At 70.5% G+C, this 15,723-nt stretch carries 16 protein-coding genes; 12 read left to right on the forward strand and 4 right to left on the reverse strand.

The genetic code is table 11. The features are described from left to right. Positions 1–150 precede the first annotated feature (150 nt). Positions 151–1,410, forward strand: coding sequence for a hypothetical protein (locus OO70_RS01965; protein ID WP_043662839.1), 1,260 nt, complete (start codon positions 151–153; stop codon positions 1,408–1,410). A 123-nt stretch (positions 1,411–1,533) separates the two neighbouring features. Here OO70_RS01965 and OO70_RS01970 read toward each other — a convergent pair whose 3' ends face one another. Then, the gene (locus OO70_RS01970; protein ID WP_234336665.1) at positions 1,534–2,469 is read right to left on the reverse strand and encodes a ScbA/BarX family gamma-butyrolactone biosynthesis protein; all 936 of its coding nucleotides are present in this window, start codon (positions 2,467–2,469) and stop codon (positions 1,534–1,536) included. Positions 2,470–2,578: 109 nt separating this feature from the next. Here OO70_RS01970 and OO70_RS01975 point away from each other — a divergent pair, with 109 nt between their 5' ends. Continuing rightward, the gene (locus OO70_RS01975; RefSeq protein WP_043662841.1) at positions 2,579–3,241 is read left to right on the forward strand and encodes a ScbR family autoregulator-binding transcription factor; all 663 of its coding nucleotides are present in this window, start codon (positions 2,579–2,581) and stop codon (positions 3,239–3,241) included. A 118-nt stretch (positions 3,242–3,359) separates the two neighbouring features. Here OO70_RS01975 and OO70_RS01980 read toward each other — a convergent pair whose 3' ends face one another. Beyond that, complete coding sequence (locus tag OO70_RS01980) at positions 3,360–4,022, reverse strand: TMEM175 family protein (protein ID WP_078651194.1); 663 nt, start codon at positions 4,020–4,022, stop codon at positions 3,360–3,362. 236 nt (positions 4,023–4,258) lie between these two features. Here OO70_RS01980 and OO70_RS01985 point away from each other — a divergent pair, with 236 nt between their 5' ends. From OO70_RS01985 to OO70_RS02000, 4 genes are all read left to right on the forward strand, one after another. Then, the gene (locus tag OO70_RS01985) at positions 4,259–4,726 is read left to right on the forward strand and encodes a cupin domain-containing protein (protein ID WP_043662842.1); all 468 of its coding nucleotides are present in this window, start codon (positions 4,259–4,261) and stop codon (positions 4,724–4,726) included. 64 nt (positions 4,727–4,790) lie between these two features. Continuing rightward, positions 4,791–5,735, forward strand: coding sequence for an alpha/beta hydrolase (locus OO70_RS01990; RefSeq protein WP_043662844.1), 945 nt, complete (start codon positions 4,791–4,793; stop codon positions 5,733–5,735). A 100-nt stretch (positions 5,736–5,835) separates the two neighbouring features. Then, positions 5,836–6,741 (forward strand): helix-turn-helix transcriptional regulator, encoded by a 906-nt coding sequence (locus OO70_RS01995; RefSeq protein ID WP_043663568.1) that lies wholly within the window; start codon positions 5,836–5,838, stop codon positions 6,739–6,741. Between the two features lie 67 nt (positions 6,742–6,808). Further along, positions 6,809–7,852 carry a hypothetical protein gene (locus tag OO70_RS02000; protein WP_043662845.1) on the forward strand — a complete coding sequence of 348 codons (1,044 nt, stop codon included), beginning with the start codon at positions 6,809–6,811 and terminating at the stop codon, positions 7,850–7,852. Here the strand turns inward: OO70_RS02000 and OO70_RS02005 are convergent. Continuing rightward, a complete protein-coding gene (locus tag OO70_RS02005; RefSeq protein ID WP_078651196.1) occupies positions 7,803–8,636 on the reverse strand; it encodes an aminoglycoside phosphotransferase family protein in 834 nt (277 codons plus the stop codon). The two genes, OO70_RS02000 and OO70_RS02005, sit on opposite strands and share 50 nt — an antisense overlap. Positions 8,637–8,741: 105 nt before the next feature. On the opposite strand from OO70_RS02005, the gene OO70_RS02010 reads away from it, so the two are divergent. From OO70_RS02010 to OO70_RS51990, 6 genes are all read left to right on the forward strand, one after another. Continuing rightward, positions 8,742–9,083, forward strand: coding sequence for an ArsR/SmtB family transcription factor (locus OO70_RS02010; protein WP_043662847.1), 342 nt, complete (start codon positions 8,742–8,744; stop codon positions 9,081–9,083). A 3-nt stretch (positions 9,084–9,086) separates the two neighbouring features. Next, positions 9,087–9,593, forward strand: coding sequence for an SRPBCC family protein (locus OO70_RS02015; RefSeq protein WP_043662849.1), 507 nt, complete (start codon positions 9,087–9,089; stop codon positions 9,591–9,593). Next, positions 9,593–10,261, forward strand: a complete 669-nt coding sequence (locus OO70_RS02020; RefSeq protein WP_043662851.1) for a dihydrofolate reductase family protein — start codon at positions 9,593–9,595, stop codon at positions 10,259–10,261. Before OO70_RS02015 ends, OO70_RS02020 begins: the two co-directional genes overlap by 1 nt. Before the next feature lie 400 nt (positions 10,262–10,661). After that, the gene (locus OO70_RS02025) at positions 10,662–11,699 is read left to right on the forward strand and encodes a FecCD family ABC transporter permease (RefSeq protein WP_043662852.1); all 1,038 of its coding nucleotides are present in this window, start codon (positions 10,662–10,664) and stop codon (positions 11,697–11,699) included. Then, the gene (locus tag OO70_RS02030) at positions 11,699–12,466 is read left to right on the forward strand and encodes an ABC transporter ATP-binding protein (protein WP_043662854.1); all 768 of its coding nucleotides are present in this window, start codon (positions 11,699–11,701) and stop codon (positions 12,464–12,466) included. Before OO70_RS02025 ends, OO70_RS02030 begins: the two co-directional genes overlap by 1 nt. Before the next feature lie 14 nt (positions 12,467–12,480). Then, complete coding sequence (locus OO70_RS51990; RefSeq protein ID WP_043662857.1) at positions 12,481–13,494, forward strand: ABC transporter substrate-binding protein; 1,014 nt, start codon at positions 12,481–12,483, stop codon at positions 13,492–13,494. Here the strand turns inward: OO70_RS51990 and OO70_RS02040 are convergent. Beyond that, positions 13,392–15,677 (reverse strand): bifunctional serine/threonine-protein kinase/ABC transporter substrate-binding protein, encoded by a 2,286-nt coding sequence (locus tag OO70_RS02040; protein ID WP_063749667.1) that lies wholly within the window; start codon positions 15,675–15,677, stop codon positions 13,392–13,394. The genes OO70_RS51990 and OO70_RS02040 overlap by 103 nt on opposite strands. Positions 15,678–15,723 lie beyond the last annotated feature (46 nt).

Consider the following 15,723-nt stretch of genomic DNA (forward strand, 5'->3'; position numbering starts at 1 on the left):
ACGGATCAATCATCGTGATCACGCCTCTCAACGGTCTGGGAAGAACAGTCTGGAAACAGTGAATTGGCAATGGAGAGAAGAATAATGATCGATATGTTTTGGATAGTTAGAGGCGCGGCGTGAAGCCGCCGAATGGGCTAGGAGAGGCGGATGGCGCGGATACGCGTTCCCAATACCCGGCTGCGTGCGCTGATCGAGGAGACGGACTGGACCCAGGGAGGCCTCGCACGCGCGGTGAACGCGGTGGCGGCCGAGGCGGGGACGGTCCTGCGGTACGACCGGACGACGGTGGCCCACTGGCTGGCGGGCAGTCATCCGATGCCGCGCGTGCAGCCGCTGGCCTGTGAGGCGCTCAGCCGGCGCTGCGGCCGTGTCATCACCGCCGAGGAGGCGGGCTTCGTGAGTCAAGACTCTGTTGCCTTCGCCCAGTTGGCGTCTCGGGACGCCGACGGCCTCGTAGGGCTGCTGCACGAACTGTCCGGCTCGGTTCCCTACCGGCCCGCACGGACCCGGCCGGCGAGCCGGGCCCCGGCCACCGGACCGCCGTCCGGGGCCGCACGGACACCGAGCACGCGGAACTCGGCGTCCTTGTTCTTCACCCGGACCCTGCAATCACAGGGTGGCGGATTCGCCCGCGGCACCCTGCGCACCTACCTGGCCGAAGCGGTGGCCGGCCAACTGCGCGGCGCGCGGGGCCAGGCACGGCAGGAGCGGTACGCCGAGGCATCACAACTCGCCCTCGTCCTCGGCCGTATGTACGCGGACGACCTGCGCAACGGCGAGGCGCAGCACTGTTACCTGAGGGCACGGGAGTTGGCGGTGACCGCCGGGAACCGGGAGTTGACGGTGATCGCCCTGCGGACCCTGAGCTCGCAGGCGTACGGACTCGGGCATCTGCGGATCGCCGACGAGGTCGCCCGGGCGGCGGTCAGAACCGCGCGCGACGCCCCGCGCGCCGTACGGGCCTTCGCCCAGGCCCAGTTGGCGGTGACGGCGGCCGGCCGCGGCGAGCGCAAGGACGCGTTGCGCGCGCTCTCCGAGGCCGAGAGCGGCGTAGGTCCGGTAGGCCCGGAGGAAGCGGGGCGGCATCCCTTCGAGTCCTACGCCCGCGCCGACTTCGAATTCCAGCGCGGCGAGGCCCTGATGGCGCTGCGCGAGGCCGCGGAAGCGGTACCCGCCTTCGAGTACGCCCTGGCCGCCCGCACCCCGGACGACCGCCGGGGTGCGGCACTGACCCGGCTGCGCCTGGCGGACGTACTCCTGCCGCTCGGACGCGTGGACGAAACGCGTGCCCTGGAACGGGAGTTGGCCAACGACGGCGACGACCTGCGATCGGCGGCGGTCACGCAACGGAAGCAGGACCTGCGGCGCTCGCTGTCGCGGTTCAGTGGTGGACCGCGCGCCTCGTGAACGCGGTGGCGACGGACGCCTGTCCTTCGGGCGGGGACAGGCGTCAGTCGCAGGTCGACCAGGGGTGAGAAGGCGCGGGTGGGGTGAACGGCGTGAACGTCCGTCCTCGACCGGGAGGGTGAATTAGCCCTGCGTGGCGAACGACAGCGTGCCCGAGGCGGTCGTATCACCGCCCTGTGTGACCCGGAAGGCCCAGCCGTCCTCGGCCGGCCCGCACTCGACATGGACCGGCGCGTTCCATTCGGTGAAACGCAGGGCCTCCATGTGACAGCCGTTCAGTCGGCCGGGGGAGGCTCCCGCCAGGCATGCCGCCTGCCGGGCCGCCTCCAGCAGCACCATGCCGGGCACGTGGTCGCTGGGGTGGTCGAAGAACCGCGGATGGCGCAGGTCGGCGGGTGCCACCAGCAAAGCCCCGGAGGGGTTCCGCACCAGCATCACATCGCCGGGGGACGGGACCGACACCTCGGTGGGCGACGGCCGCCAGTGCACCTCGTCCGGCACGGGACCGGCATCGGCATGAGGGCCGCGGAACGTCCCGTACTCCTCCTCGGACAGGACCCGCATGCGTCCGAAGGCGGAGCCGAACTCCCGCCCGGCGGCGGAGAATTCCATCCGGACACTCAGCGCGACCGGCCACGGCACGTCATCCACGTGGCGCATGTCGTACACCTCCGCCCGGCACAGCACGTCGGTTGCCCCGTAACCGACCACCGGCTCCGCGCTGTTGTCGAGCCGGAAGCCGACGCTCCTGATGACGGGCCTGCTGGTGCCGGGGGCGCCCAGGAAACGCTGACAGATGTAGAGGCCGACCTGCCGGATGGTCTCGGCGGCCAGCATCGGATCGTGCCGCTCGGCGGACCCGGCAGCGGACGTGGCATACGAGCGTGGCCACTGCGCGGCGAGGAGGAAACGGCCGTCGGGCAGCGCGCGGGCGTCGGTGAGCAGGACTTCGGCGACCGCGTTGCGGTGCACGAGGGCCCGGGACACGCAGCTGTCCCAGCTCAGCGTCAGCTGCTCCGGGCCGGTTTCGGAAGGTGCGGCGAGGCGTGATTCAGTCATAAAATAATAGAAGCTATGGTTCTTTGGCATCCGTGCAGGAAACGGCGGCCTGTCGGCTAGATTCACCGGAAAAGACGATCCGGCACGCAGGACAGGGGCGACCGAGAATATGCAGGAACGTGCGGAAGTCACCCGGCGGGCCGTTCTGGCGACGGCCGCGGTGCTGTTCGAACAGCACGGGTACGTCGGTACGAGCATCAGCGACGTGGCACGTACGAGCGGGTACACCAGCGGTGCGATCTATTTCCATTTCGGCAGCAAGGAGGGGCTGGCCCGAGGCGTTCTGGAAGCCCATTTCGCCGAATGGCCGCGCTATGTCGAACGCTGGGAATCGCTGGATGCTCCCGTTCTCGACCGACTGGTGGGCCTGAGCCTCGCCGTGGCCCGGGAATTCCGCGACAACGTGATCGTCCGCGCGGGCAACAGGCTCTGGAGCGAGCGCAGAACCATCCCGGTGTCCCTGCCTCGCCCCTTCGTGGGGTGGATCGACGCGGCTGCCCGCATGCTGACCTGCGCCGAGGAAGTGGGCGAACTGGCCCCCGGCACGGATGTCGAGCGCACCGCGCGCGTCCTCGTCTCCTGTTTCTTCGGCACTCACACCGTCTCCGACGCGCTGAACGACCGCCGCAACATCGAGGAGGCGGTGAGCGACCTGTGGATGCTGCTGCTGCCGGGGTTGCAGGCGGCGCCCGTCGATCCGGCGAAGTGTCTGGACGGGGCGGGGAGGTTGCTGGCGGAGTCGCGGGGGCGGCCGGCGCCGAGTGTGAAATGAAAGGGCGTGTATTTCAGAAAGCCGTTTTCCGACCGAGGTGATGCGGTTTTCATTGTGTTCTCGACGACGGTAATTCAGGAAAGGGCTCCCGCGGGAATTTCCCCCTTGGGAAGCGCGCCTATGGCTTTATGGCCTCTTGCGCCGACCGGCTCCGGCGGGAGTCGACGATCGAGTCGAAGACCGGTACCACGATCCAGCACAGGTACGCCCAGCCGGTGACGAGCGAGACCGGGATCGAGACCAGGAAGCCCAGGGCCACCATGCCGATCCGGCGGATCGCCCGGGAGAACACCTCGGGCGGAGTACCGACGCGGTACAGGCGGTCCTGCCGTACTTCACGGACCATCAGGATGAACAGCAGGCAGGCCGCGAACTGCACGGTGGCGTAGAAGATGAACCGGGCCTGGAACGCTCCGTGGCCGCCGATCACATCGGTCGCGAACGGGGTGATGACCAGCGTGAGGAGCCAGTACATGGTGAGGGGCGTCAACCGGCGGTTCGTCGCCGTGACATAGCGGAACACCCGGTGGTGGGAGCGCCAGTGCGCGGCGATCACCACGAAGCTGATCATGAACGCCAGGTAGCTCTCACGGTGCGAGGTGGCCGAGTGCCACAGTTCGGAGTTGGTCGACCCCTCCGGTACCGGCAGCTCCAGAGCCAGCAACGTGAGTGCGATGGCTACCACCGCGTCTCCGAAGAACGTGAGTCGATCGGCGGAGACCGCCTGGATCTCCATGTCCTGGTCCTCGGACGGCAGTTCTTGATCAGTCGAGACATCCATGGCAGCAGAGAATGCCACAAGCCGCCGGGCGTCCCGGACGCGCGTGGCAGCGGGGGTCGGGCCGGGGGAGTGGTACTGCTGGTCCTACCCGTACGGGTGGCGGGCGCCGTGCCCTGAAGAGGATCATCGGACAGGCGGGGCACGGCCCCGACCAGGGGTGCCCTGCCTCACCTCGACCCTGTCGGTCTCCGTGACAAAAGCGCCGAGTTCGCCGATCGCGCAGAACGGACAGCCACATGACCATGGCCTACCTGGCTCAGCCCGAGCAGCAGCAGAAACTCGAATGGCTCGACGGTGGTGAGTTCGCCGTACTCCTCGACGCGGCCGCTACCGGTGGCCAGTTGACCGTGGGGCGGTTCTCCGTGGCGAAGGGCGAGGCGCCGCCGTATCACAAGCACACCCGTGAGGACGAGGTCTTCATGCTGATCAAGGGCAGTGCGCTGCTGTGGTGCGACGACGAGGAGATGGAGCTGTCGGAGGGTGGCATCGTCTTCCTGCCGCGGAACGTCCCGCACGGGTACCGGATCACCTCCGACACGGCAGACCTGCTGATGATCTGCACACCCGGCGGCATCGAGGGCATGTTCCGGCACGCGGGACGTGACCTCACGACCCCTCGCCCCGAGGGCTTCGAGATCTCGCGGGATCTCCTGGCGGAGGCCGCCGACATGTACGGCCAGGTCATCGTGGGGCCGCCGCGCTGACCGGCGGCAGAGCCCCCGATTCCCACGTCACACCGCATCGACCAGCACCACGAAAGGCACAGCCATGTCCCGGCAACAGCGCCAGGCCCTCGACGAGATGCTGCGGCACGGCCCGCTCGACCTCGGAGGGGACGTCGCCGAACAGCGTGTCCTCTTCCACGGCATGATGACGTCCATCCCGCTGCCCCCCGACGTCTCGACCATGGAGGGCGAACTGGGCGGCGTACCGGTCGTCACCGTGGAGACACCGGGGAACGATCCGGAGACCGTGCTGCTGTACCTGCACGGTGGTGCGTACGCCATCGGCTCGGCGGCCGACGCCGCGGGTCTCGCCGCCGAAGTCTCCCGACGGACCGGTGCGCGCGCCGTGTGCGTCGAGTACCGGCTGGCCCCCGAGCACCCGTTCCCCGCGGCGGTCGACGACGCCCTGGCCGTGTACCGGGCCCTGCTCGACGACGGGGTTCCCAGTTCCGCCATCGCCTTCGTCGGTGAGTCCGCGGGTGGCGGGCTCGTCGCCGCGGCACTGGTCGCCGCGAAGGACGCGGGGCTGCCCCAGCCGTCGTCGGCCGCGGTGTTCTCCCCGTGGGCCGACCTGAGCCTGTCCGGCGACAGCGCGGTGAGCAAGGCGGCCGTCGACGCCTCACTGACCTCGGAAGGCCTGCGCACCCGCGCCCGCGACTACCTCGGCGACACCGATCCGACCACCCCGCACGCCAGCCCCGTCTTCGCCGACCTGACCGGCCTCGCGCCCCTGTTCATCCAGGTCGGCTCCTACGAGATCCTGCTGGACGACGCCGTACGGCTGGCGGCGCGTGCCGCCGAGCACGACGTCCATGTCGAACTGCAGGTCTGGCCCCAAGTGCCGCACGTCTTCCAGGCGTTCGCCGCGATGCTCGACGAGGGCGCCGCCGCGCTCGACGCCGCCGGCGCGTTCATCCGGGCCCGGTGGGCCGACGGCGCCGACGCCGACGCGTCCGGCGAGGCAGTGTCGGCCGGGGCGACGTCGTAGTGCGGAGAGGGCGGGCGGGACGAGCGGTCGAGTAAAGACTCCGTAGTGCGCGGGCTGATCTTTTGTGTGCTCGGCGCGCAAGTGAACGACGATGTTGTTCATGGCAGTTACGACGAACCTCTTCGGCATCGCACTGCGGGGGTGGCGCGAGCGGGTGTCACCGCAGGACAGCGGGCTGGAGGCGGGCGGAGACCGGCGCATCCCCGGGCTGCGCCGGGAGGAACTGGCCCGGCTGGCGGGCCTGTCGGTCGACTACGTGGTCCGGCTCGAACAGGGCCGCGCGCGTCATCCCTCCGCCCAGGTCGTCACCGCGCTGGCCAGAGCGCTGCGTCTCGAACCGTCCGAGCGCGACCATCTGTTCCGCTGCGCCCACCTCGCACCGCCCCCGGCCGGGAACGTCTCCCGGCACGTGCCCGCGCGAGTGCACCGACTGGTCGGCCAGTTGGAAGGCAACCCCACCGCGGTGTTCGCGGCCGACTGGACCCTCGTCAGCTGGAACGAGATGTGGTCCGCCGTGGTCGGCGATCCCCGCACCTACGGCTGGGACGAGCGCAACCTCGTCGCCGGCATGTTCCGGTCGAGCGGCGCACGGGGGCGGGAACCGATCGCGGCCTGGCCGGTCCGGTCCTGGGAGGGCGACGAGGTCGAGGAGGAGGACCTCGTTGCCGATCTACGCGTGACGGCGGCAGCCCATCCCCATGACGCACGGCTCGCCGCCTTCGTCGACCGCATGCTGCGCGACAGCCCCCGCTTCGCCCGCCTCTGGTCCAACGGCACCGCCCGCACCCACGTCGGAGACCGCAAGACCGTCGAACACCCCCGCGTGGGAGACATCGCCCTCGACCTCGACGTCATGATGGCCGCGGGCACCGACCTCCGGATCGTCACGTACACGGCGGAGGCCGGGACGACCGACGCGGAGAAGATGGATGCTCTGCGCGCCACCTGTGCGGGGTCGGGCGATGGTCCGGTCCGTGTCATGTCGGGGACCGGCGGGCCGAGTTGAGCATGCGGAGGCGGTGGACTCCGGGGGAGTTGTCCCTCCTCGCGGGCGGGTGTCTAGGGTCGCCTCCATGACGAGGACCACACCACCGCGGCCACTCGATGTCGAGGCGCTCTTCCCGGAACTGGCCGCGTACCGGGGCACGACAACCCGGCTCCACCCGCGGCCGGGCAGTCCGGACGTGTCGGCGAGTTCGGTGGGCGGTCCGCTGCTGTGGCCGAGGGACGAACCGTGGCCGGTGTGCACAGAAGCCCATGGCCGTGGGCGTGGGCGGCGCCCCGACGACATCCACCGGGAGCGGGCGATCCTGGCCGCCGCCCAGGCCCGCGATCCGTGGACAGGGCTCACAGACGATGAACGGCAACTCGTGGACGAGCTGCGTCGCGCGCATCGGCTCACGGAACTGTCCGAGACCGACCCGCTGCCGCTGATCGCCCTCGCCCAGCTGTACCGGCGGGACATTCCCGACCTGCCGCCCGGCCCGGACGGCAGCGACCTGCTCCAGGTGTTCTGCTGCCCCTTCGACGCACACGGAACGGGCCGCTACGACCTGCTGCTCCACCTGCGCTGGCGCAGGTCGGCGGAGGTCGGTGCGGTGCTCGCCGTGCCGCCGCAGCCACAGGTCGTCGGCTACGGCGGGTACGTGCCCGAGCCCTGCGTCCTGCACCCGGAGCAGGTGGCCACCTACCCCTTCGCGGGCCTCCTTCCCGAGGAGTTGTGTGCCCGGATCGATGCCTGGGAGGAGGCGTTGGAGGTCTTGGAGGGGCAGGCCGAGCAGTCGGACGAGGAGAGGGACGGGGCCGAGCCGGTCGGCTACCAGTACGACCTGTCCATCCCGCCCGGCTGGCGCGTCGGCGGATTCGCGTCCTGGCACGCGACGGACCCGTCCCCGATGAACTGCCTTGCCTGTGCGACCCCGTTGGAGCTCCTTCTGACCATCGACAGTTCCGAGTGGGACGGCGGCAGCGGCAGTTGGAAGCCGACCGAGGACCGGGACCTGCCCCCGCACCCGTTCGCCACACCCACCAAGATCCGGATGGGCCGCGACGGCGAACTCAACGTCTTCACCTGCCCCACTGATCCTGACCACCCGCACCGCTGGAGCCTCCAATAGGCCGTCGAGTGCCCCGTGAACTCGTCGGGGCCCCTTGCGCCTGCTCGAACACGGACCGATGACCGGACGTGTAGGCATGCTCCCGCTCGGACCACGCAATGCGGGCGCGGATCAACTCGGCGTCACCGGGCCGGTGTTCGGGTCCGGTGAGCCGTTCCCGCCACCAACTCGCGTTGCGTAGCTGCCGATCGAGCATCGCGTCGACCAGCCGGCCGCGGGCGGACGTACCGAGGCCGTAGGCATCGGCGAAGATCCGCACCTGTGCGGCCTGCGCCACCGCGGGCGGAGCGGTGGGACGCGAGGAGACGCACCAGGTCCAGACCGCGTAGCCGACGTCTTCGAGCGGGTCGCCGGGAGCGGCGGTGTCGAAGTCGATGAAGGCGACCGGCAGGCCGTCGCGGAACACGGTGTTGTTCGGTCCGGGGTCGTGGTGGCAGACGACGGGGTGCGGCCCGGTGAGCCCGCTCCGGCGGGTGGCGTCGTGGAACGAACGGAGCAGGGCGCCGGCCGCGGCGACCTGTGCGTCCGTCCAGTACCGGAACTTGGCCGGCACATGACCGGGCAGGTAGCTGAACGTGTCGCGTCCGGCTTCGTCGAGGCCGAGGTGGCGTGGGGCTCCGGTGAAGCCGCGTTGTTCGAGGTGGCGGAGGAGTCGCGCGACGAAGGGCGAGGCTCTCGTGGTGGGGCGGCGGACCGTGTCGCCGACTCGTACGACACCAGGGGTGATGCGGCCTCCGGAGAGCGGGACCTCGCCGTCGCGTGCGGACTCGTGAGACTGGTCCATTCATCGGTCCCTTCCTCTGGTGCTGAAGTCTTCGACAGGCCTCGCCCAGGACTCGCCGAATCCCACCGGCTTGACGTATGCCGATATGGGAATACGATGGCTGGCATGGCACGAGCAGCGACGACGTCGGACGTCTTCAACGCGATCGCCGAGCCGCAGCGCCGGGAGATCCTGGTCCTGCTGCGGGCGGGGGAGCGGCCGGTGACCGACCTGGCCCAGGAGCTGGGGATGAGCCAGCCGGGGGCGTCCAAGCATCTGCGGGTGCTCCGAGAGGTGGGGCTGGTGCGGGTTCGCGGGGTGGGCAAGCAGCGCCTGTACGGCCTGGACGCGCGCGGGTTGCGGCCGGTGCACGAGTGGGCCGGTGGATTCGAGCGGTTCTGGAACGAGAGTTTCGACCGGCTGGACACCTACGTGCAGGACCTCAAGCAGACACGTCAGGAGGAATGACCGATGGCAGGGACAAGACGGGAAACGCGGGCGGAGCCGGCGACGGCCGACCGGGAGATCGTGATCTCCCGGGTCATCGACGCCCCGCGGGAGCTGGTGTTCGAGGCGTTCGCCGAGGTCCGGCACCTGTCGCGGTGGTGGGGTCCGGAGGGGTTCACCACCACCACGCGGTCCTTCGAGTTCCGCGAGGGCGGGGAGTGGGTCTTCGTGCTGCACGGGCCGGACGGCACCGACTACTCCGAGTGGATCCGCTGGCTGCGGATCGTCCCGCCGGAGCTGATCACGCTGCTGCACGGTGAGTCCCGCGACGACCCGAACGCCTTCGAGTCGGTCCTGACCTTCGCGCAGGACGGCGCGGCGACCCGGCTCGTCATGCGCACGGTGTTCCCCACCAAGGAGCTGCGCGACGAGGCGGTCGAGAAGTACCACGCGATCGAGGGCGGCCGGCAGACCCTGAGCAACCTGGCGGCCTACGTGACCGAGCGCGCACGAAAGGGAGTTGAGGACTGATGGCCGGAAAGGTGTTCTTCAGCGTGACGATGTCGCTGGACGGCTTCGTCGCGCCCGAGTCCGTGCCCGTGGAGGACGAGCTCTTCGCGCCCCACAGGCAGGACGACCCGGACGTCCGGCGCTGGCTGGCGCAGTGGACGGAGCTGCAGCAGTGGGTGTTCCCGCTGCGGTTCTTCCGGGAGAACTCGAACCTGGGCGAGGGCGGCGAGGAGGGCCGCGACAACGACATGGCGCGGGAGACGTTCGAGCGCACCGGCGCGAGCGTCATGGGCAGGCGCATGTTCGACCTCGGCGAGCAGTCATGGCCGGAGGACGCGCCCTTCCACACCCCGGTCTTCGTCGTGACGCACACCAAGCGCGACCCGTGGGAGCGGCTCGGCGGCACCACGTTCCACTTCGTCGACGACGGCATCGAGCACGCCCTCGACCAGGCCCGCGAGGCTGCCGGCGACCGCGACGTCCGCATCGCCGGCGGCGGTACGACGATCCTGGAGTACCTGAACGCCGGTCTGGTCGACGAGTTCTCGATCACGCTGTCACCGGTGCTCTTCGGCGCCGGCACCCGCCTGTTCGACGGCGTGGACGCGTCCAGGATCGCGCTGGAGCCGGTCCGCTCGGAGCCGTCGTCGCGGGTGACGCACCTGACCTACGCAGTGCGCCGACGGTAGAGGCGCAGCAGGTCGGCTGCGGGGTGGTTGCCGGTGTCGGGGAGCGGGCGGTGACAGAATTCCGCCGCAACGGCACGCGCGGTGGCTTCGACGCCCTGCTGACTGCCGGCGGACCCGCCCAACGACCGGTGCTCGGGGCGGGCGCCGCCGACCCGCTCGCCCCCGTTTGTTACGCTCCCCGAGCCTCCCGCGGGGAAAGTCCGGTGAGAATCCGGCGCTGACCCGCAACGGTGTGCGTGGCGATCCCTGGTCGTCGCGCGAGTCCGATCGCCCGTGGGTGGTGCGACCCGTTGACTGCTCGCCGTGGACTGCGAGAGGGGACCGAGCGGCCGGCACGGTCGTACGGGCTGCCTCCTCGATCGAGGCTCACCAGGCGGCCCCAGGTGAAGGACCGCCGACCGTGCGCCGAATACCCCAGCCATTGTTGGTAGTTGGGCTGGTCCTCCTGCTGGGCGTGTCCCTCGTGTGCGGTGTCGGAATGGGCGCGGCGGGGATCGGCACGGCGGACGTGTTCCGGTTCCTGTGGGCCGGAGTCACCGGCGGGACCGTGCACGCCGGCGACGCCGCCGCCTACACCATCGTGTGGGAGATCCGGCTGCCCAGGGTCGTACTCGCGGCCGTCGTGGGAGCGGGACTCTCCGCCGTCGGCGTGGCCGTGCAGGCCATGGTCCGCAACGCGCTCGCCGATCCGTTCGTGCTCGGCATCTCCTCGGGCGCGGCCGTGGGCGCCAACGCCGTCATCCTGCTGGGCGCGTTCGCAGGCCTCGGCGTGTGGGCACTGTCGGTGTCGGCGTTCGCCTCGGCGCTCGCGGCCATGGTGCTGGTGTACGCCGTGGCACGCTCGCCGCACGGTCTCACCCCGCTGCGGCTGATCCTGACGGGAACCGCGCTGGCGTACGGCTTCGAAGCAGTCACCACCGTGATGGTGTTCAGCGCGGCCCGGGGCGAGGCGGCCCGCTCGGCGATGATGTGGCTGCTGGGGAGCCTGGGCGGGGCGACCTGGCCGCAGGTGCCGTTGGCCGCCGTCACCGTGGCGGTCGGCTGGGCGTGGCTGCGATGGCGGGCCGAGTCCCTCAACGCCCTCGCCATGGGGGACGAGACCTCCGCCGCGCTCGGCGTCCAACCGGGCCGACTACGGCGGGAGTTGTTCCTCGTGACAGCCGCCGTCACCGGAACCGTGGTCGCCGTCAGCGGCGCCATCGGCTTCGTCGGACTGATGGTGCCCCACCTCGTACGCATGCTCGTCGGCGCCGATCACCGCAGGGTCCTCGCGGTCGCACCCCTGGCCGGGGCCGTGCTGCTGGTGTGGGCGGACGTGCTGTCCCGGCTGCTGCTCGCGCCGGCCGAACTACCGGTCGGGGTGATCACCGCGGTCGTGGGAGTGCCCGCGTTCCTGCTGCTGATGCGGCGCGGCGGCTATGCGTTCGGGGGGCGTTGATGAGGCTCGACATCGAGGGGCTGTCGGTCGACGCGGGCGCGGTGCGGCTGGTGGACGACATCCGGCTCGTCGTGGACAGCGGGGCCTTCGTCGGGCTCGTCGGCCCCAACGGCAGTGGGAAATCAACCCTGTTGAGGTGCGTGTACCGGGCGCTGCGACCGGCCGACGGTGTGGTCCGGCTCGACGGGGACGACGTACAGGCCATGGAACCGCGGGCCGCAGCAAAGGTGTTGGCCGCGCTGCCGCAGGAGTCGTCGGCCGAGTTCGACTTCACCGTCGCCGAAGTGGTCGGCATGGGACGGCTCCCGCACCGGGACCGGACCGCCGCCTCCGACCGGGAGATCTGCGCCGGCGCCATGGAACGCACGGGTGTCGCCCACCTCGCCGACCGCGGGTTCCTCGCCCTGTCCGGCGGCGAGAGGCAACGCGTCCTGATCGCCCGCGCGCTCGCCCAACGCCCCCGCGTGCTGGTCCTCGACGAACCCACCAACCACCTCGACATCGCCCACCAGTTGGACGTCCTGTCGTTGGTCCGCAGCAGCGGCCTGACCGTGCTGGCCGCTCTGCACGACCTCAACCTCGCCGCCGCGCACTGCGACCTGCTGTACGTGATCGCCGGCGGCCGGATCGTCGCCTCGGGACCGCCGCACGACGTCCTCCATCCCGCCCTGCTCGCCGAGGTGTTCGGGGTCCGCGCGCATCCGGTACGGCACCCGGAGACCGGCGCCGTCCAGCTCCTGTTCGACCTGCTCCCTCCCACCCCATAAGGACAACCACCCCCATGCGCAAGCTGCTTGCCGCCGCCCTCTGCCTCGCCGCGACCGCCACCGCCGGCTGCGGCGCGACCGTCGAGTCGGGAGAGGGCCTCCGGTCCACCCCGGCGGTCACCCTCACCAACTGCGGTCAGAAGGTGACGTACAAGACCGTCCCGAAGCGAGTCGTCACCAACGACGTCGGCATCACCGAGCTGATGTTCGCCCTCGGACTGGAGAACCGCATGGCCGGATTCGCCATGCCCGACGACAAGGGTGACCTGACCGACGTGCCCTGGAAGGACGGCTACAAGAAGGTGAAGTGGCTGTCCAAGGACCAACTCACCAAGGAGAACGTCCTCGACGCCCGCGCCGACCTGGTCTTCGCCGGTTGGAACTACGGCTTCCGCGACGACAGCGGCTTCACCCCCGACGCCCTGAAGAAGCTCGGCATCCCCTCGTACATCCTCACCGAGTCCTGCCGCAACGGCCGCACGGACACCTCGCGCGGCATCATGCCGCCCCTGGACGCCCTCTACACCGACCTCACCAACCTCGGAAAGCTCTTCGGCGTCGAGAAGCGCGCAACCACCCTGATCGCCGACTTCAAGAAGCAGATCGCCACCGTCCAGAGCAAGGCACCCGCGAAGAGCCCCAAGGTCTTCCTCTACGACAGCGGCCAGGACGCCCCGTTCACCTCGGGCCGCTACGCCGCCCCCGACCAGATCATCAGCGAGGCCGGCGGAGTCAACGTCATGCACGACGTCAACGACTCGTGGACCACGGTCGGTTGGGAGACCGTCGTGCAGCGGAACCCCGACGTCATCGTGATCTGCAACTACGGCGACGTGAGCGCCGAACAGAAGAAGAGGTTCCTCCTCTCTTACGCCCCGCTGCGCAACGTCTCCGCCGTCAAGCACCGGCGGATCTTCGTCCTCGACTACGTCGACCTCGTCGAGAGCCCCCGCAACCCGTCGGCCATCGCCCGACTCGGCACGTATCTGCGGATGGTCGCCGCAGCACAGCAGGCCAACTCGGGCTGAGCTGAGAGGACTTGGTCGTAGCGGCCCAGGAAACGGAACGCGCCGTCCTCGACCTGGTACAGAAAGCTCGTGTTCTCCGTGTCCATCGTGTGCGTGGTGCCCTGGACGAAGCGGATCGGCTTGGCCACCCCTTCGTAGGAGATGTGGAAGAGGCGTTCGGCGACCTGCGCGGGTTCGATCGCGGTGGTGGTCCCGAGCGCGTCGAGGGCTCGGGCGATCAGACCGACGGCGTCGTACGCCTCGGCGGACCATCGGCCGGGCGGTGCGCCGTAGCGTGCCCGGTAGGCCGCGGTGAACGCCTTCGCGGGGGTGGTGCGGGCCGACTGCGGTTCGGTGTACGGGGCCCCGAAGACCCAGCCCTCGGCCGCCTGTCCCGCCGCCGTGAGGAAGTCGGCGCGCATGACCGACTCGAAGCCGGCCACCGCCCCGGTGAACCCTGCCGTGGCCAGGGCGCGGGCGCAGGCCGCCGCTCGGCGCGGTGACGTACCGGCGTAGACGACCGCCTGCGGATGGGCGGCCAGAGCCTGGGAGACAGCCGCGCCGAAGTCGCTTGTACCAGCGGCTACTTGGTGGACGCTGACGGTGCCGCCACTGGGCGGTGTCTCGACCAGGTTCCGGCTGATCTCGACGGCCGTCTCGCCCGCCGCTCGGTCCTGAATGATCGCTGTACGGCGGGTGGCGCGTGCTTTGGTCAGGTAGAAGAGGATCGGCAGGGTCTGTGAGCTGTCGGACGTCCTGGTCACGCACAGGGTGCGCAGGGTTGTGGTGGAGAGTCCTGCGGCCTCGTCGTCGGCCGACACCAGGACCACCGGCATGGACGCGGCGGCATAGAGCGGAGCGGCGGCGCGGGCGCCCGCTGTCGTGCTGGGGCCGATGACCGCGCTGATGGACGGTGTGGCGAGTACGCGGCGAGCCGTCGCTCGCGCTCGGGCGGTGTCCCCTCCGTCGTCGTACGAGGTCAGGGCGAGGCGGTAGGCGACGTCCTTGCGGGCGTTGTGGGCGGCGACGGCGAGGAGTGCTCCGCGCTCCTGCGCCTTGCCCAGGGCTCTTTGAGTGCCCGTCAGATCTGCGTGGAGGGCGACGGTGTGCGTGGGTGTGTTGCTGCGCGAACTGCCCCCTGTCGTGGTGTGGCCCCGGGTGAGCAGGACGGCCGCACCCGTGCCGGACGCGGCCAGTACAGCGGCTGTCGAGCTGCCGATCGTCAGGAGGCGGCGGCGCGAAAGGCCTTGTGCCGTAGGGGTGTTGAGCGGTTCTGGCCCTTCTGTACGAGGCGGTGGGTCCAGGGCGCGGGCCGAGCGCTCGGCGACAAGGCGTAGGACGGCGGGCGGTAGCCAATCGGTCCCTGTGGACAGGGTGTTGTCCCTGTGCTTGTCGTCCGTCAGTGCGGAGTGGACCGCCGCAGCCGTCGGCCGTAGCGCGGGGTTCTTGGCGAGGCAGCCGTCGATCACCGAGCGTAGCGGGGGCGGGAGTTGGTCGAGGCCGGTGCGGTCGGCGGGTTCGTGGACGGTGCGGTACAGGACCGCAGGCGCCTCGCCGGTGCCGAACGGGCGGCGGCCGGTGGCCGCGTAGGACAGGACGCAGCCCAGAGAGAACAGGTCGCTGGCCGGACCGACCTCGCCGCCGCGGGTCCGGGTCTGCTCGGGGGAGAGGTAGCCGGGGGTGCCGATGACCGCGTCGGGAGCGGTGAGCGCGGTCGCGCCCGCGCCCTTGGCGATGCCGAAGTCGATGAGTCGGGGGCCGTCGGGGACCAGGAGGATGTTGCCGGGCTTGACGTCCCGGTGGACCAGGTCCACCGCGTGCAACTCGCCCAGAGCTTCGGCCAGTCGGGCACCGAGCGAGACGACGGTGTCCGAGGGAAGCGGTCCGAGTCCGTCCACCGCCTCGGCCAGCGACGGGCCGGGGACGAACGCGGTGGCCAGCCACGGCTCACGCGCCTCGGTGTCCGCGGCCGTTACCGCGACCACCCAGCGGCCGGTGAGCCCGGTGGCCAGCCGCACCTCGCGCCGGAACCGGGCACGGAACGCGGGGGCGGCCGCGTACTCGGCCCGGATCACCTTCAGCGCGACCGGCGTCCCGTCGGCGGTGCGGGCCAGGTACACCACGCCCATGCCGCCCGCGCCGAGCCGGGCGAGCAGCCGGTGCCCGCCGAGGTTCTCCGGGTCCTCGGCCCGCAATGCCTGCATCCTGCGGCTCCCATTGCTGCTCGGGGATGTCCCCGTCGTCGGTCGG

Origin of the sequence: Streptomyces xylophagus (assembly GCF_000716435.1) — a bacterium.
GTDB lineage: Bacteria > Actinomycetota > Actinomycetes > Streptomycetales > Streptomycetaceae > Streptomyces > Streptomyces xylophagus.